Source organism: Methanobacteriaceae archaeon (assembly GCA_029219465.1).
Taxonomy (GTDB): domain Archaea; phylum Methanobacteriota; class Methanobacteria; order Methanobacteriales; family Methanobacteriaceae; genus Methanocatella.
The window spans coordinates 87,684-103,903 of sequence record JAQXTL010000004.1 but is presented as its reverse complement, the minus strand read 5'-3'; the positions used below and the strand labels follow the sequence as shown (position 1 = coordinate 103,903).

Genomic DNA, 16,220 nt, shown 5'->3' with positions numbered 1-16,220 from the left:
TTTGTTTAATTGACTAACAAGATTTCAATGAATTTTTAAGAAATAGGTGAACTTAATGGATTTAATGGTAGTAAAATTTGGAGGAACATCGGTTGGAGATGGTTCCAGAATTAAAAAAGCGGCGCAGTCCGTTGTAAATGAGTATATGAAAGGCAGTCAGGTAGTAGTTGTAGTTTCTGCTGTTAACAAGACTACTGATGAGCTCATTGGATTATCTAATGATGCTATTGGTTCTAGTTTAACTAACAAGCAAAAGGCAGAAATCATGGCTATGGGTGAATTAACTAGTGCTAGATTATTCTCAGCAACTATTGAATCTTTAGGTGTGAAGTCTGAATTCATTGATCCATATAATGAATTATGGCCAATTATAACTGATTCTAACTCTTTAGAAGCTAAAATAGATTTAAATGCAACTAATAAAAATGCTGAAGGTATTAAAGAACTTGTAAATCAGGGTGTTATTCCAGTTATTTGTGGATTTTTAGGAAAAGGACCTGCTGGTGAAATCACCACCTTAGGAAGAGGTGGAAGTGATGTTACAGCATTTTTAATGGGACACTGCTTAGATGCAAATGAAGTTATAATTGTTACTGATGTTGATGGTGTAATGTCAACTGACCCTAACAAAATAGAAGGTGCTGAACTTTTAGATGCAATTTCTGTTGAGGAATTAAGAGATTTAGCTACTCATGGAGCACAGGTCTTACATCCTCATGCATTAAAATATAAAGACCCATTAATCAGCGCTAAAATTATCAATTTCGCTAATGGGGACTTAACTTCAAAGGGTACTTCAATTTTAGGACCTTTTGAAGGAGAAATGCTAAAATGTGTCACCCTTTATAAAGATCCTATTTCACTTATCGCTATTGTTGGAGAAGCCATGCTTAAAAAAGTAGGTTTAATGGCTAAATTAACCACAGCTCTTGCTAATGATGGTATTAACATTTTAGGTATGTCTGCTGGTCAAAATTCAATTACAGTATTTGTAAACAAAGCTGACTCCAATAAAGCATATCTTTTATTACATCAATTAGTTATTGAAACTGACGTCTTAAGTTCTTTATCTCTTGGAAGAGATACTGCAATGATAACTTTTGTCAGTCCAGATATTATTGAAACTCCAGGTATTATATCTGATATTACAGAACCACTCAGGAAAAATAATATTAATATTCTAGAAATCACTTCCTCACAAACTGCTGTTGTATTGTTTGTTGACTGGGAAGATGGTGAAAAAGCACATAAATTAATTACAGAGGTTTTAGAATGAATTTTGAAGGAACATATGTTGCTATGGTCACTCCATTTACAAAAGAAGGGACTTTTGATGAAGAAGGTTTCAGATCCAATATTAATTATTTGATTGATCAAGGTGTAAATGGTTTAGTTGGTGCAGGAACTACTGGTGAATCCGCTACAATGGATCATGAAGAACATCACAAGGTTATTGATGTTTTAGTAGATGAAGTTGATGGTAGAGTTGAAACCATTGCTGGAACTGGAAGTAACTCAACATCAGAAGCATTATCTCTTACCAAATTTGCTTATGATGCTGGTGCTGATGCAGCTTTATTAATTACTCCATACTACAATAAACCACAACAACATGCTTTAGTAAAGCATTATGGTTCTATTGCAGAAGCTTGCGATCTTCCAATCATTGCTTATAATGTTCCGTCACGTACTGGATGCGATATTAGCGTAGAAACTGCTGTCGAATTAGCTAAAATCGATGGTATTGATGCTATTAAAGAAGCAAGTGGTAGTGTAGATAAAATATCTGATATTTACAAAGCACTTTCCCGCGAAGGCTTAGAAGATGACTTCAATATTCTCTCCGGTGAAGATTCATTGACATTACCTATTATGGCTGTTGGAGGAACCGGTGTAATCAGTGCATCTGCAAATATTGATGCAAAAAGAATGGTTTTAATGGTTGACAGCATATTAAATGATGATTATACAAGAGCATTGGAACTTCACTATGAAATGTTAGACTTAATAAGAGCACTTTTCGTAGAAACTAATCCTGTGCCTGTAAAAACCGCAATGAACTTAATGGGCCTTCCTTCCGGACCTTTAAGAGAACCATTATGTGATATGAATGATGATACTTTAGAAATTCTTAAAAAAGCATTAAAAGATTCTAATTTAATTTAAGTTGGTAATATTATGATTAAAGTAGCAGTAACTGGAGCTGCTGGAAGAATGGGCTCCGGTATTATTAAAAAAATAACAGAACAAGAAGACATGGAAGTAGTAGCAGCTATTGAGATACCTAATACTCCTCTTGCAGGTAATGATGCTGGTATTCAAGCAGGTATTGGAGAACTTGGTGTTAAAATCGTTGGATCAGAAAAATTAGAAGAAACCTTAAAAGAATCTGGTGCAGATGTATTAGTTGACTTCACTATCGCTCATGCAGCTGTAGAAACAATTAAAACAGCTACTGCATGTGGAGTAAACGTTGTTGTTGGTACTACTGGTTTTACTGATGAACAAATGGCTTCAAACATTAAAAACGTAGAAGAAAACAAAGTTGGAGCAGTTATTTCATCTAACATGTCCATTGGAGTAAATGTATTTTTCAACACATTAAAAAAATTAGCTCCTTTATTATATGATTTTGATATTGAAATTATTGAAGCACACCACAACCAGAAAAAAGACTCTCCTTCCGGAACTGCTATGACTGCATTTGAAGTAATTGCAGATGCACTCGAAAGAGATCCTGAAGAAGTTGGGGTATTTGGAAGAAAAGGAATGGTTGGTAAAAGAACTCCTGAAGAAATAGGTGTTCACGCTGTTCGTGGTGGAGATATTGTTGGAGACCACACTGTAATGTTTGTCGGTGATGGTGAAAGAATTGAAGTAAAACACCAAGCTCATACTAGAGAAGTATTTATTGCAGGTGTAATCAGAGCTATTAGATACGTTCCTGATGCACAAAAAGGTGTAGTAAGTAGTATGAACGATGTTTTAGGTTTAGAATAGGTGAATTTTATGGTAAACGTAGGTGTACTCGGTGCAACTGGGATGGTAGGTCAAAGGTTCATTCAACTTTTGGAAAATCACCCTGACTTTGAAATTACTGCATTGGCAGCTTCTTCCCGTTCTGCTGGAAAAAGATACGAAGATGCTACCACTTGGTATTTAGACAGTGAAATGCCTGAATCTGTAAAAGACATTGTAGTTTGTGAAACTAATCCTGAAGCTATGGATAATGATGTAGATATTGTATTTTCATCTCTTCCAACCGAATTTGCAGCAAAAGTTGAAAAAGACTTTGCTAAAGATTATGTTGTTGCAAGTAATGCTAGTGCACACCGGATGAAGAAAAACATTCCATTGGTAATTCCTGAAGTCAATCCTGAATACTTAGATATGATTGATGCTCAACAAAAAGAAAATGACTGGGACGGATTTATTGTAACCAATCCAAACTGTTCCACTATTGCATTAACTTTAACATTAAAACCTATTGTTGATAACTTCAATGTAAAATCAATCAGAGTATCAACTATGCAGGCAGTATCTGGTGCAGGATACAATGGTGTTCCATCTATGGCTATTGTCGACAACCTTGTTCCTTACATTGGAAACGAAGAAGAAAAGATGGAAAGCGAAACCCTTCATTTGTTAGGTTCATATGATGGTAATACTGTATCCAATGCTGATTTCAAATTAAGCGCATCATGTCACAGAGTACCTGTTATTGATGGTCATACAGAAGCAGTTTTCGTAGAGTTGGATGATGACTTTGACATTGCTGATGTTAAAGACAAAATGGCAAACTTCAAAGCATTGCCTCAAAAATTAAATTTATTCTCTGCTCCTGAAAACCCAGTAATTGTCAAAGAAGAAGACAACAGACCACAACCTCGTATGGATAGAAATGCAGGTAATGGTATGGCTGTTACTGTTGGTAGATTAAGAAAAGACCAAGCATTTGATAACAGTTTCAAATATGTTCTTGTTGGACATAATACCATCCGTGGTGCTGCTGGAGCATCCATATTGAATGCAGAATTAATTAATGATAAAATACTTTAATTTTATCACTTTTTCTTATTTATTTTTTTTTAAATTTTCTATTTTCCCTTTTAATTTTCCCATAGGTTTTATTTTGATTTTTAAGTTAATTTAAGGGTTTAATTTAAATAGTATAAAATTTATAATTTATGTTAGGGAATTATATTGTACTATATATCGGAATTCTCAAATTAGTAAAGGGTTAATGATTTGAAGCCGATATTAGGATAAAGTTTAAACTAAGGGATAAAATGGAATTAGGAATGGATGTAGAAAAAAGTACTTTACAATCTTTAATTCGTTCTTGTCTATTAGAAATCAATCAGTTAAAATATGATATAACTGAGTTTGAAGTGGAAAGGGCAAAGGATAACACTCCACACAGAATTAAAGAATTGGAAAAAGACATTATTGATAAGGAAAAAGAAGTATCTGTTATTAAATTCAAAGCAGAAGATGAAATCAATCTTTTGAAAAAACAAATTGAAGAAAAAGATATTCTTATTAAAAACCAGGAAGACAGAATCTATGAGTTAGATTACGTCAACAATTCTCTTGAAGAAATTAAAGAATATTTTGCAGAACAGTTAATGGACTACAAGAAAAAAGAATTAGCTGAAGTAAATGAAAGATTGACTGATTCTTTCAAAAGCATTGCTGAGAAAGATGCTACTATTAACTCTCTATCAAGAACTATTGATGAATATAAAATTAAAGTCATTAAACTTGAAAATAATGTTGAATCTCAAACCCAAATTATGGAGCTTGAAAAACAGTTAGAGCTCAAAGACAAAGAGATTCTCATAAAAGATGACGAAATCAACAGAAAAATAGAAGAGTTAAATGATTTAAAACAACAGTATATTCCTAAAGACGAATATGTTTCCCTTCAATCCAAATTTGAATCCGAAATTAGTGCAATGGATAGTGAAATAACTAACTTGAAAAAAGAATCTATTCCTAAAAAAGTTTATGATGAGCTTCAATCCAAATTCAGCGTTGAGATTAAAAGCTTAGATAATCAAATTAACAATTTAAAAGAAAACACTGTTCCTAAAGATGAATATGTTGCAATTCAAACAAGATTTGAAAATGAGCTTTCTGCTCGTAACAGTGAATTGGAATACTTAAGAGAAAGATCAATTCCTAAAGAAGATTACTTGAATCTTAAAAACCAATTACAAAGTGAAATCACATCCAGGGATAGTGAGCTTAAATACCTTAAAGAACAGATGGTTCCTCGTGAAGATTACATGAGACTTCAAAATGAATTGTCTAAAAAAGAAGGTAAAATCAAAAGATTAGAGGAAATCAATGCTTTCTTCAATGAGCTTCAAGAAGAACAAGAAGCTTATGAAACTCAAGAAACTACTCCTCCATTCAGATTTGAGAAAAAACAAAGTAGATAATTCTACTTTTTCATACTTTTTTTATTAATTTTAACTTGTAAATCTTTTTCTTACCTTAATTTATTTTATACCATAAAGTATTTATATAACCTTAAACTCAGTATATATGTAGAAAGGTTTATTCAACACTATAACTCATTTTTTCTTGTTGATTTTTAAACTGATCTAATAATTTATTTAAAAAACTAAAAGGTGATTATTAATGGCACAAGGACAACCAATTTTTATTTTACCTGAAGGTACTAACAGGTCTGTCGGTAGAGATGCACAAAGAAATAACATTTTAGCTGGTAAAGTATTAGCTGAAACTGTAAGAACCACATTAGGTCCAAAAGGAATGGACAAAATGTTAGTTGACGGACTTGGAGATATTGTTGTAACCAACGATGGTGTTACCATCTTAAAAGAAATGGATATTGAACACCCTGCAGCAAAAATGCTCGTAGAAGTAGCAAAAACCCAAGAAGACGAAGTTGGAGACGGAACTACTACTGCAGTTATCATTGCTGGAGAATTATTAAAAAAATCCGAAACTTTACTCGATTCAGACATTCATCCAACTATCATTGCTATGGGATACAGAAAAGCTGCTGAAAAAGCACAAGCTATCTTAGATGAAATCGCAATTGATGACGTTGACTCTGAAACCTTAATGAAAGTAGCTATGACTGCTATGACTGGTAAAGGAACTGAAGCTGCACGTGAACCATTAGCAAAATTAATCGTAAGTGCTGTAGAAGCTGTTGCTGACGGTGACGAAGTTGACATCGACAACATTAAAATCGAGAAAAAAGATGGAGCTGTTGTTGAAGAATCCAGCTTAGTTGAAGGTGTAATTGTAGACAAAGAAAGAGTACACCCTGGTATGCCTGGCGAAATCAAAGATGCTAAAATCGCATTAGTCAACGCTCCTTTAGAAGTTAAAGAAACTGAAGTTGACGCTGAAATCAGAATCACTGACCCTGCTCAAATGCAAGCATTCATTGAACAAGAAGAAAAAATGGTTAAAGATATGGTTGACCAAATCGCTGATGCTGGTGCAAATGTTTTATTCGCACAAAAAGGTATTGACGACTTAGCACAACACTACTTATCCAAAGCAGGTATTTTAGCTGTAAGAAGAGTTAAAAAATCTGATATCGAAAAATTATCCAAAGCTACTGGCGCTAACGTTATCACCAACTTAGATGACTTAACCGCTGATGACTTAGGTAAAGCTGGTATCGTTGAAGAAAGAAAAGTTTCTGGCGAAGAAATGATCTTTGTAGAAGAATGCAGCAGTGCTAAATCCGTAACCTTATTCGTAAGAGGAAGTACCAAACACATCGTTGACGAAATCGTAAGAGCTATCGAAGACGCAATTGGTGTAGTTGCTGCTACCGTAGAAGACGACAAAGTTGTTGCTGGTGGAGGAGCTCCAGAAATCGCAATGGCTAAAAAACTCAAAGATTACGCAGAATCTATCTCTGGAAGAGAACAATTAGCTATCAACGCATTTGCAGAAGCTTTAGAAGTTGTACCTAAAACCTTAGCTGAAAACGCAGGTTTAGACAGCATCGACTCTTTAGTAGACTTAAGAGCTGCTCAAGAAGATTCCTTCTACATGGGATTAGATGTATTCACTGGTGAAGTATCAGATATGAAAGAAGCTGGTGTAATTGAACCTAAACGTGTCAAAAAACAAGCTATCCAATCTGCATCTGAAGCAGCTGAAATGATTTTAAGAATCGATGACGTAATTGCATCTACTAAAGGCCCAGAAGACATGGGTATGGACCCTTCCGCAATGGGCGGAATGCCTCCAATGATGTAAGTTTAAAGAAATTTTTATAATTTCTTTTCTTTTTTTATTTTTTTTATGTATTCAAATAGACTTATTTTTAAAACATCTATTGATGATAAGGTCTTTTATTTAAAAGATACTGTTTTAGTTACTTTTAAACATAATCGCAATGGAATATCTTCCTCACAGCTTAATGGGGGAACTTGTGATTTGTACAAATCTGTTTTTAACCAACATCTGTCTCAGGATAGAATAGATTATCTTGAAAACCATGATGTTTGTGACTATCTAATAAATGAATGTAAGTTAATGGATATTGATTCAAATTTTTCAACTGGACTAATTACGTTAGCTGAAATGAATAATTTGAGTATTGTATCAAAAAAATATAAGAATGTTGAAGTCACAGCTATATCAACTGCAGGAGTTAGGACAAATTCTTCAAAAGCAGGTGATCCAGCATCATACTGGCAGGAAAATGGTGAATTTCATTTTGGAACTATCAATACAATATTGCTAACCAATGTTAATTTATCAAAATCTACTCTTGTAGAAGCATTTATGTGTGCAACTGAAGCAAAAACAGTAGCTATGAACAACTTAAAAATACCATCACAATACTCTAATGGTTATGCAACAGGAACTGGAACTGATGGTTTATGTATTTTTTCAAATACTGATTCAGACGATGTTATAACAAACGCAGGAAAGCACTCAAAAATGGGTGAGCTTATTGCAAAAGCAGTAATTGAATCAGTAACAAAAGCTATTGGTAAACAGGTGTGGATTACAAATAAATCACAGGCTAATGTTCTTGTCAGGTTAAATCGCTATAGTCTGGATATTAATGATTTTTATAATGATTTAGACTATGACAAGTTTCAATTCATAAGTAAATTACAAAAAGATATGAAAAAACCTGAAAATGTAGCTATTGCAACTTCTGTTTTAAACTTATTTGATGAAGTTGACTGTGGTTTGATTAACAAAAAAGAAGCATTCGGTCTTGCTAAAAAAATAGTGGATGAAAATTGTAATAGTTATCCAATAAAGGAATTATTAAATTACTGGATTAACTATTTTATTCGTTAATTTCAAAGTTTACAATTTCTCCGTTTTCTTTTACAATTTTTGCAATGGATTCTTCTGCAGCACTTAATTTCTTATTACATACATTAACTAATTGCATTGCATTGTTGAATTCTTCAATTGCATCATCTAATGGAACGTCCCCATTTTCTAATTTGTTAACGATTTCTTCTAATTTTTCTAAACTTTCTTCAAAACTTAAATTTTCCATCATATCACCTTTGTATTAATTTTTCCATCTTTAAATTCAATATCTAATTCGTCACCACTTTTCACATCTTTTGATGAGGAAATTACTTTATCATTAACTCTTGTAACTGTATATCCTCTTTTTAATGTTAAAAGTGGATTTAAAATTTCTAGTTTAGCAATATTTTTTGAATACTGCTCTTCTTTTGATTTGATTATCATTTTAGGATTTCTTAAAACAGGACTATTTTCCAATTGACTTAATTTATTCTTATTTTTTGAAATTATCTCTTTTGATGTGTAGTTTAATTTATTTACAATGTTATCCAGTTTTATTTCTTTTGTTTGATACATTGATTGAGGGTTTTTGAATATTGGTGAGTTTTCAACTCTTTCTAACCTGTTTTTGTTATCTGATAATAATTGTCTTGAAACATAGTTCAATTTATTGGTTAACTGGTCAAGTCTAATATGTTTTGATTCGTATAATGTTTGTGGGTTTTTAAAAATCACAGAATGCTCTAATTCCAATAGCTTTGTTTTATTTTTTGAAATAATTGATTTTGATGAGTAATCAAGCTTACTAATCAGATTATCCAAATGCATTTGTTTTATTTGATAAATTGATTCTGGGTTTTTAAAGATTTGTTTTTCCACAATATGATTTAATTTGGATTTATGTTGTTTTAATCTATTTTTAACATTGTTGTTAACCGTATATGCAAGCTGATCAACTTTATACTGGATTTCACTAAGTTTTGGAACAGCAAGTTCTGCTGCTGCAGTTGGTGTTGGAGCCCTTTTATCTGAAACAAAATCAACTAGTGTAAAGTCAGTTTCATGTCCAACAGCACTAATTACAGGTATTTTTGAGTTATAAATTTCACGTACAACATTTTCATCATTAAATGCATTTAAATCCTCAAAACTTCCTCCACCTCTACCTACAATAAGTGTATCCAAATCATAATTTTGTGCACGTTTTATTTGGGAGGTTATTTGATTTGGTGCGTCTTGACCTTGAACAAGTGTTGAAAAAATATAGATTTCACAAATTGGATATCTTCTTTTGATTGTTGTGATAATGTCCTTGATTGCAGCACCTGTTTTTGCAGTTACAACTCCAATTCGTTTTGGATATTTTGGAATTTCTTTTTTGTGGGATTTGTCAAATACTCCTTCTTTTTCAAGCTTTTTTCTTAATTGTTCATATGCAATATGTAAATCTCCAACTCCATCTTCAGTCATTGTTGTTGCATATAACTGATAATTACCATTTTGAGGATAAACTTCAATTTTTCCTTTAATAATTACTTTCATTCCATTTTCAGGTTTGAATTTAAGAAATCTCTTTTTATTGAGTTTATACATCACTGCTGAAATTTGGGTTTTTTCATCTTTTAGTGTAAAATAGTCATGTCCACGGGGATATGATTTGTAATTGGAAATTTCACCTTTTACATAAATATTTTTCAATTTAGGATCCATCTTCAATTTTTTATTGATGTAATTATTAATTTCAGTTACAGTGAATGTTTTTTCCTGCATAAGTTCACCTTTAAATCAATATTGTTATTATATTGATTATGATAAATACTTTTTAGCATGTTATTTTTCCAAATATTAGAAATATATTTAAATTGAAAATTTAATAGTTACTAATAAGGTGTTTTTTATGAGAATTAAAGACGAAGTATTTGGTAAAGAAGTTCTCGATTCTGAAATTCAAATCATAGGTAAAGTTTCAGATGTAATTTTTGATAAAGATACTTTTGAAATTACTGATTTGGTAATTAAAAAAACAGGATTTTCAGAACAAATTAAATCTAGTGAAAACATTGTTCCTATTGAATTGGTAAAAGCAATGGGAGATAAAGTTTTACTCAAAGGCGAAGATGACATTTTCTGATTCATATGACTTCTAAAGAATATTTAATTGACTTATTAAAAGAAAACGGTGTATTTCTTGAAGGTGATTTCACATTATCTTCTGGAAAAAAGAGTAATTATTATATCAACATGAAAAAAGCTATTACTGAACCTGAAATTCTTTCTACAATCTCAAAATTAATTACACAAAAAATTGATTTAGATGATATTGATAAGGTTGCAGGTCCAGCATTAGGTGCAGTTCCAATAGCTACTGCTGTTTCTCTTGAATCCAAACTTCCTTTATTAATGATTCGTAAAGAAAAGAAAGGTTATGGTACTTCCAAACTTATTGAAGGCGAATTAAATGAAGGAGACAATGTTATTGTTGTAGAGGATGTTTCAACTACTGGTGGATCACTTCTAAAAGCTATTCGTGCTATTAATGATAATGGTGGTAATGTAAAAAGAGCTTTTGTTGTAGTGGACCGTGAAGAAGGAGCTATTGAAACATTTGAAAAAGAAGGTATTACATTAGAACCTTTAATCAGTGTTAAAGATTTTTTTTAAAATAAATAATTAATGATGAAATTAAATTTCATCATTTTTTTACATGATGGACAAAATGGGGAAGTTCATCAATAATTATGCTAAATGCAGTTTTAACTGCATTCGGAGAGCCAGGCATGGAAAAAATAATTGTTTTTTTGTAAATTCCAGCTGTTGCTCTTGAAAGAAGTGCTGCAGCACCAATTTCATCATAAGATTTTTTTCTAAACATTTCCCCAAAGCCATCAAGTTTTTTTTCAAAAAGGGATTCTACTGTTTCAACTGTGATGTCACGAGGGTCAAGCCCTGTTCCTCCAGTTGTTAAAATAACGTCAGTATTATCAGCAATCATATCTTCAATAGAATTAATCAAGTCTTCTTTTTCATCTGGAATTAAGCTTCTGGATTTTAAAGTATATCTAGCTTCAATTTCCTCAGCCATGTACTGTCCGGACAAATCTGCTTTTTTTGATTTTCTACTGTCACTTAGAGTAATTATTCCACAAGTAATGTCTTTTGAAGACATTTTTTGATGTTCACTTGCTGTTTTACTTTTCATTTTTCATACCTTTCATAGTTAGTTTAAGAAAATTCTTTATTAAACTATATTCTTCTATGCAATTATATAATTTTTTGCTAGGATAGTATACATAGCTATGTGTGACTTTTTCTTTTTCGACATAGTTATGTTCTATCATCAGATTTAGGTGGTATGTTATTGTTTTATAGTCTAAGTCGAGTATTTTTGATAATTGATTTGCATTACTGGGTTTATGTAAAATCATGTCTGTTATTTTGATTGTAGTTATCCCACCTTTTCTTCCAATCAGTAATGTTGAAAGTTCTTTGTTTTTGATTTCGCTTAGTTTTAAAAGTACTTCTGTATTAACTATGATCAACTCCATTTTTGTCTAAAATATATTGAATTAAACTTGAAGCCCATTTTCTGGCATTTTCATCTTTTCCAATTAATATCTGTGAATCATCATAATGTCCATCTTTTAAAAATAGTGTAAGGGACATAAAATTGTCACAGCTACTTAAAAATAATTTCAAATCTTTTTCGATGCATTTTACACATACCTTTTCATTTCCAAGTAATGATTTTTTCAAATCATCATTTTGCTCGATGGATTCTTGAATCTTTTTACCAACAATTAACTCTAATTTAGATAACTTATCATCATTTAAAAAATCTAAAATATGTCTAAAATGATTTTCTGAGTAAATTGGAAGAATAATTTTTACTTCTTTTGAGTTTGATAGATGATTTATGTATTGATTAAATGCATTTGATAAATCACTGGTTGTTGAAGTTTCATATTCTGCGTTTTTTAATAAATAGATGTCTTTTAACATTTCTTCAGGAATATCTGACAAATCATGGTTATTCCAGAACTGCTTATTTTTATTTATTGAATTCCAGTTTTCAATTAACTTTATCATATTTGTAGTAAGAATATATCCGTTTGATGTTAATTCATAGTTTTTTTGAATTTTTCTAATTAAATTCTTATTTTCCAGCTCTTTAAGTCCATGTAATATGGTTGCTGATGGTTTTTTCAAGTCATTTCTTATTTCTTCAAGTTTCTTGGAATGTTCATAAAGTGATAATAGCAGTTTGGTTCTCATTCCAGAGGTTAAAATGTATTTCACATTTTGATATTCGTCATTTAGTTCTTTTTTGGTTTTAATATTGGTCATTTTATCACATCATGCTTAATATTTTTAAATAGTTCTCCAGCCCAGTTTTTTGATTTATCGCTATTGCAAATAAGAATCCTGTTTTGATCAAAGCTTTTGTCATTTTTAAATAATCCAAAACTAATTGATTCATCACATATTGTTAAATATACTTTTAAATCCTCATCAACAGGATATATTGTTAATCTTTCCTGTGCTGATGCTTGCTGTTTTATTTTTGAATTAATGCTTGATGTAATAGCATTATAAATTGATTTAGGTATTATCAATTCAATATTTCCATTTTCTTTTAGAATATTTTCAATTAATTTCGGATATTCTGGGTGAAGGTATGGAAATACAGCTTTTAGTGAGGTTGAATTGGTTATTTGGTCTTTGATGGTGTTGTGGGTTTTGTAGATGTCGAGTGGTGTTGTTTCAATCAATTTTGAATCTTTCAAGTCTGTGATATTTTTCAATGAATCAATGTTTATTTGATCCAAATCGTGTTTATCCCAAAATTCAGTATAATCGTTTATGACTTCAACACTTTTTTTAAAATCCATAAGTGTTGTAAAATATATTTCAGTCATTGGATTTAGATAATACTTAGATTTTATCTTTTTTATGTAGTTATTCTGCTCCAACTTTGATATATTGCTTGAAACAGAACTATAAGTTATTTTTGTCTTTTTAACAAGTTCATGGACGCTATTTGGGCTATTTTGTAGTTCACTTAATATTTTCAATCGAATTTCTGATTTTGCAAGAAATTTGATATCAGTATTAATTTCATTTTGAATATTCATTTTTATTTTCCTCCAATTTTTTGGATAGTATCAAATTTTTCAATTGAAATTTAAATAGATTTTTCCAATTCTATCCCAAATTTATCCCAAAACTCTTCCAAATGATTTAATATTGCTTTAAAGATTTATTCTTAATTTTCAAGTTTATTTTCAATCACTAACCTTTATTAATTCATAAAATTTAATATAATTACATGGAAATTTGTTATATATTAGATGCTTCTGCTTTTATCAATGGTTTTAAATTAAATACAAACAACAATTTTACCATTCCTGAAATCACTGCTGAAATTAAGGATTTTCAATCTAGACTTGCACTAGACATGGCTATTGATGAGTGTAAATTAACTATACAAGATGTGCCAGATGAGTATATAAATTGTGTTAATAAAATTATATCTGAATCTGGTGATATTTTAAGGTTATCATTTCCGGATAAAAAATTGATTGCGCTTGCATATACGCTTCAAAAAGAAGGGCGCAGTGTTAAACTTATCAGTGATGATTATTCCATTCAAAATACCTTAAAAATAATGAATATTCCTTATTCTGGTGTTATGACACAGGGTATTAAAGGAATTTACAACTGGAAAAAGGTTTGTGAAGGCTGTAAAAAGGAATATGGTGATGATTATCCTTTTGATGACTGTGAAATTTGTGGATCAAAAATCTATAAAAAAAGAATTAAGGTGAACAAATGAAAATAGGTATTGTTGTTCATGGTCCAAATATTATTGATTCTGGGTATGCTATAAAGTTAATCAACTTAATTAAAAATTATGGGGATGTTTCAGTAAGACTTGGTGGTACAATGGGCCGTACTGCTGTTATTGATGCAAGTTTGGAAGATGTTATTGATATTACTCGCAAACTAGTTCCAAGTGATTCTTTAAAAATCTTTTATGATGATAATGTTGATTTGATTTTCTTACTTAACTATGGAAAATCTGATGTTACAGGACAGGTTTTTGGATATAAAGTTTATAATCATTATGCAGATAAAATTGCTGATAATAATATTCCAGTTATTCAAATCGAAAGGCCTGGTGAGGCTGATGGTAGTATTATACCATGGAACAATGATTTGGAAATTGTTGATGAGCTTTCCAAAAAACTTAATTTGTCAGTTGTAAGTCCTGAGGAAGTATATGAAAAACATATAAAACAGGATGATGCTAGTGTTAATCAAAGAATTGTTCATGGAGTAAGTCCTGGTGAAAACATAATGGTTAACAGTGTTGTTATAGGTAAAACAAACTCAGATAAGCTTACATTAATTGCTAAGGATAATCATATTGTAGATATTGTTGGTGGTGAGCTTAAACAGCACGGTCTTGAAAAATTGGGCGAAGTTGACCTTGAATCAGCTATTATAAAAACTGGACTTTTAAGACATGCAAAAGTTAATCCTCGCGTTATTTCATCAGATAAGTCTGAAGATTTTAAAATTACATTTTTAGACCATGCTGGTGAAGATGTCTATCAGTTTAGAGATTCATCTGTGGTTATTACTGTTGGTGATGACACTACTTTGATTTCTTCTGATATTCTATACAGATTTGATATACCTATAATTGGTATAACTGATGGAGATTTGGACAAGGTTGTGGAAGATGGATTTAAGGTTAAAAATTCTATCATCTTTGAGGTTGAAAGTGGTTTTGATGATATTGTTGGTCAAAATATTAAAAGAATAATGTTTGACGGCTCCAAGCAATCTTTGGACTATTCTGATATTGGTGAAGTTCGCGATAAAATAATTGAAATAATAAAAGATATTAATTGCAAATATAAAATTAATTATATTAATTAAAGGAAGTGTAATCTTTGGATTTTAAAAACCTTGTTAAAGAAATTCAAGAATTTAAAGGAGTATCTCGTAAAAGTTCAATCAATAATGTAATTTCTCTTTTAGAAGAGTCATATAACGTTTCTGGTGATGTTGTTATTGATATTGGTGATGATGCTTCAGCTATAGATATTGGAAATAATCAGGTAATGCTTATTGCTGCTGATGGTATTTGGGGAGATATCATGAATGTAAATCCCTACTGGGCAGGATACTGTTCTGTTTTAGTAAATGTAAATGATATTGCAGCAATGGGTGGAAAACCGTTAGCTATGGTTAACATAATGTCTATTAGCAATGATGATATTTATGAAGATTTATTAAAAGGAATCAAGGATGGATGTTTAAAATTTGGAGTTCCGATGGTTGGAGGTCATTTACATCCTGACGGTGAAGTTGACTCATTAGGTGTAGCTATTGTTGGAATTGCTCAAAAAGATAAAATTATAACAAGTTTTGGAGCAGAAGTTGGAGATAAAGTAATTGTAGCAATTGATTTGGACGGCAAACCTCATGAAATGTTTAACTTAAACTGGGACACTACCTATGACAAAGATGCACAAATTGTAAGGGACCAAATTACTGCAGTTCAATATCTTGCAGAACATGATTACATCAAATCCGGAAAAGACATTTCAAATCCTGGAATTTTAGGAACATTAGAAATGCTTCTTGAAACCTCTAAAAAAGGAGCTGTTGTTAATTTAGAAGACATTCCAAGAAACGAAACTTTAAGCTGGGCTGACTGGCTTAGATCATATCCTGGTTCTGGATTTGTTTTTACTGCATCTGAAGATAAATGTGAATTCATCAAAGAATACTTGGCCGATTATTCAATTGAAGCAGCAGTTGTTGGTGAAGTAACTGATTCAAACAGTTTGTTTTTAAACTATAAAGATGAACAGGCTGAAGTTTTCAACCAAGAAGAAAATCCAGTATTTATTTTTAGATGA

At 31.1% G+C, this 16,220-nt stretch carries 17 protein-coding genes; 12 read left to right on the top strand and 5 right to left on the bottom strand.

The genetic code is table 11. From position 1 onward, the window contains the following. Positions 1–55 precede the first annotated feature (55 nt). The 7 genes from PUD86_02140 (at position 56) to PUD86_02110 (ending at position 8,322) form a co-directional block, all read left to right on the top strand. Complete coding sequence (locus tag PUD86_02140; protein ID MDD6776085.1) at positions 56–1,276, top strand: aspartate kinase; 1,221 nt, start codon at positions 56–58, stop codon at positions 1,274–1,276. Beyond that, positions 1,273–2,166 (top strand): 4-hydroxy-tetrahydrodipicolinate synthase, encoded by an 894-nt coding sequence (dapA, locus tag PUD86_02135; protein MDD6776084.1) that lies wholly within the window; start codon positions 1,273–1,275, stop codon positions 2,164–2,166. The genes PUD86_02140 and dapA overlap by 4 nt, the downstream gene beginning before the upstream one ends. A gap of 12 nt (positions 2,167–2,178) precedes the next feature. Beyond that, positions 2,179–3,000 carry a 4-hydroxy-tetrahydrodipicolinate reductase gene (gene dapB, locus PUD86_02130; protein ID MDD6776083.1) on the top strand — a complete coding sequence of 274 codons (822 nt, stop codon included), beginning with the start codon at positions 2,179–2,181 and terminating at the stop codon, positions 2,998–3,000. Positions 3,001–3,009: 9 nt separating this feature from the next. Further along, a complete protein-coding gene (asd, locus tag PUD86_02125; protein ID MDD6776082.1) occupies positions 3,010–4,059 on the top strand; it encodes an aspartate-semialdehyde dehydrogenase in 1,050 nt (349 codons plus the stop codon). Between the two features lie 230 nt (positions 4,060–4,289). Further along, a complete protein-coding gene (locus tag PUD86_02120) occupies positions 4,290–5,447 on the top strand; it encodes a hypothetical protein (GenBank protein MDD6776081.1) in 1,158 nt (385 codons plus the stop codon). Positions 5,448–5,649: 202 nt separating this feature from the next. Then, a complete protein-coding gene (thsA, locus tag PUD86_02115; GenBank protein ID MDD6776080.1) occupies positions 5,650–7,260 on the top strand; it encodes a thermosome subunit alpha in 1,611 nt (536 codons plus the stop codon). Between the two features lie 45 nt (positions 7,261–7,305). Beyond that, positions 7,306–8,322: an adenosylcobinamide amidohydrolase gene (locus PUD86_02110; protein ID MDD6776079.1), complete on the top strand. Its 1,017-nt coding sequence runs from the start codon at positions 7,306–7,308 to the stop codon at positions 8,320–8,322. Here PUD86_02110 and xseB read toward each other — a convergent pair. Together xseB and xseA are read right to left on the bottom strand one after the other, a co-directional pair. After that, positions 8,312–8,530, bottom strand: a complete 219-nt coding sequence (xseB, locus tag PUD86_02105) for an exodeoxyribonuclease VII small subunit (GenBank protein MDD6776078.1) — start codon at positions 8,528–8,530, stop codon at positions 8,312–8,314. The two genes, PUD86_02110 and xseB, sit on opposite strands and share 11 nt — an antisense overlap. Further along, on the bottom strand, positions 8,530–10,056 hold the full coding sequence (gene xseA, locus PUD86_02100; GenBank protein ID MDD6776077.1) for an exodeoxyribonuclease VII large subunit: 1,527 nt from the start codon (positions 10,054–10,056) through the stop codon (positions 8,530–8,532). Before xseA ends, xseB begins: the two co-directional genes overlap by 1 nt. A 127-nt stretch (positions 10,057–10,183) precedes the next feature. Between xseA and PUD86_02095 the strand changes: the two genes are divergently transcribed. After that, on the top strand, positions 10,184–10,417 hold the full coding sequence (locus PUD86_02095) for a PRC-barrel domain-containing protein (GenBank protein MDD6776076.1): 234 nt from the start codon (positions 10,184–10,186) through the stop codon (positions 10,415–10,417). Between the two features lie 5 nt (positions 10,418–10,422). Then, the gene (gene pyrE, locus PUD86_02090; GenBank protein MDD6776075.1) at positions 10,423–10,947 is read left to right on the top strand and encodes an orotate phosphoribosyltransferase; all 525 of its coding nucleotides are present in this window, start codon (positions 10,423–10,425) and stop codon (positions 10,945–10,947) included. 31 nt (positions 10,948–10,978) lie between these two features. Here pyrE and PUD86_02085 read toward each other — a convergent pair whose 3' ends face one another. The 3 genes from PUD86_02085 to PUD86_02075 all read right to left on the bottom strand — a co-directional run bounded on the left by PUD86_02085 (position 10,979) and on the right by PUD86_02075 (position 13,418). After that, the gene (locus tag PUD86_02085) at positions 10,979–11,485 is read right to left on the bottom strand and encodes a MogA/MoaB family molybdenum cofactor biosynthesis protein (GenBank protein MDD6776074.1); all 507 of its coding nucleotides are present in this window, start codon (positions 11,483–11,485) and stop codon (positions 10,979–10,981) included. Positions 11,486–11,811: 326 nt separating this feature from the next. After that, on the bottom strand, positions 11,812–12,630 hold the full coding sequence (locus PUD86_02080) for a DUF1724 domain-containing protein (GenBank protein ID MDD6776073.1): 819 nt from the start codon (positions 12,628–12,630) through the stop codon (positions 11,812–11,814). Beyond that, positions 12,627–13,418, bottom strand: a complete 792-nt coding sequence (locus tag PUD86_02075) for a DUF1724 domain-containing protein (GenBank protein MDD6776072.1) — start codon at positions 13,416–13,418, stop codon at positions 12,627–12,629. Before PUD86_02075 ends, PUD86_02080 begins: the two co-directional genes overlap by 4 nt. Positions 13,419–13,612: 194 nt before the next feature. Here PUD86_02075 and PUD86_02070 point away from each other — a divergent pair, with 194 nt between their 5' ends. The 3 genes from PUD86_02070 to PUD86_02060 are packed head-to-tail and all read left to right on the top strand — an operon-like array spanning position 13,613 to position 16,220. Continuing rightward, positions 13,613–14,119 carry a ribonuclease VapC gene (locus PUD86_02070; protein ID MDD6776071.1) on the top strand — a complete coding sequence of 169 codons (507 nt, stop codon included), beginning with the start codon at positions 13,613–13,615 and terminating at the stop codon, positions 14,117–14,119. After that, positions 14,116–15,231 (top strand): DUF2117 domain-containing protein, encoded by a 1,116-nt coding sequence (locus PUD86_02065; protein MDD6776070.1) that lies wholly within the window; start codon positions 14,116–14,118, stop codon positions 15,229–15,231. Before PUD86_02070 ends, PUD86_02065 begins: the two co-directional genes overlap by 4 nt. Before the next feature lie 14 nt (positions 15,232–15,245). Then, positions 15,246–16,220 (top strand): methanogenesis marker 2 protein, encoded by a 975-nt coding sequence (locus PUD86_02060; GenBank protein ID MDD6776069.1) that lies wholly within the window; start codon positions 15,246–15,248, stop codon positions 16,218–16,220.

What these genes read in the sequence shown, in the direction of transcription:
- dapB (MDD6776083.1), top strand. Translation starts at nt 2,179, where the DNA reads ATGATTAAAGTAGCAGTAACTGGAGCTGCTGGAAGAATGGGCTCCGGT.
- PUD86_02070 (MDD6776071.1), top strand. Translation starts at nt 13,613, where the DNA reads ATGGAAATTTGTTATATATTAGATGCTTCTGCTTTTATCAATGGTTTT.
- pyrE (MDD6776075.1), top strand. Translation starts at nt 10,423, where the DNA reads ATGACTTCTAAAGAATATTTAATTGACTTATTAAAAGAAAACGGTGTA.
- xseB (MDD6776078.1), bottom strand. Translation starts at nt 8,530, where the DNA reads ATGGAAAATTTAAGTTTTGAAGAAAGTTTAGAAAAATTAGAAGAAATC.
- thsA (MDD6776080.1), top strand. Translation starts at nt 5,650, where the DNA reads ATGGCACAAGGACAACCAATTTTTATTTTACCTGAAGGTACTAACAGG.
- PUD86_02095 (MDD6776076.1), top strand. Translation starts at nt 10,184, where the DNA reads ATGAGAATTAAAGACGAAGTATTTGGTAAAGAAGTTCTCGATTCTGAA.
- PUD86_02120 (MDD6776081.1), top strand. Translation starts at nt 4,290, where the DNA reads ATGGAATTAGGAATGGATGTAGAAAAAAGTACTTTACAATCTTTAATT.
- PUD86_02080 (MDD6776073.1), bottom strand. Translation starts at nt 12,630, where the DNA reads ATGACCAATATTAAAACCAAAAAAGAACTAAATGACGAATATCAAAAT.
- PUD86_02085 (MDD6776074.1), bottom strand. Translation starts at nt 11,485, where the DNA reads ATGAAAAGTAAAACAGCAAGTGAACATCAAAAAATGTCTTCAAAAGAC.
- PUD86_02065 (MDD6776070.1), top strand. Translation starts at nt 14,116, where the DNA reads ATGAAAATAGGTATTGTTGTTCATGGTCCAAATATTATTGATTCTGGG.
- PUD86_02075 (MDD6776072.1), bottom strand. Translation starts at nt 13,418, where the DNA reads ATGAATATTCAAAATGAAATTAATACTGATATCAAATTTCTTGCAAAA.
- PUD86_02140 (MDD6776085.1), top strand. Translation starts at nt 56, where the DNA reads ATGGATTTAATGGTAGTAAAATTTGGAGGAACATCGGTTGGAGATGGT.
- PUD86_02110 (MDD6776079.1), top strand. Translation starts at nt 7,306, where the DNA reads ATGTATTCAAATAGACTTATTTTTAAAACATCTATTGATGATAAGGTC.
- asd (MDD6776082.1), top strand. Translation starts at nt 3,010, where the DNA reads ATGGTAAACGTAGGTGTACTCGGTGCAACTGGGATGGTAGGTCAAAGG.
- xseA (MDD6776077.1), bottom strand. Translation starts at nt 10,056, where the DNA reads ATGCAGGAAAAAACATTCACTGTAACTGAAATTAATAATTACATCAAT.
- dapA (MDD6776084.1), top strand. Translation starts at nt 1,273, where the DNA reads ATGAATTTTGAAGGAACATATGTTGCTATGGTCACTCCATTTACAAAA.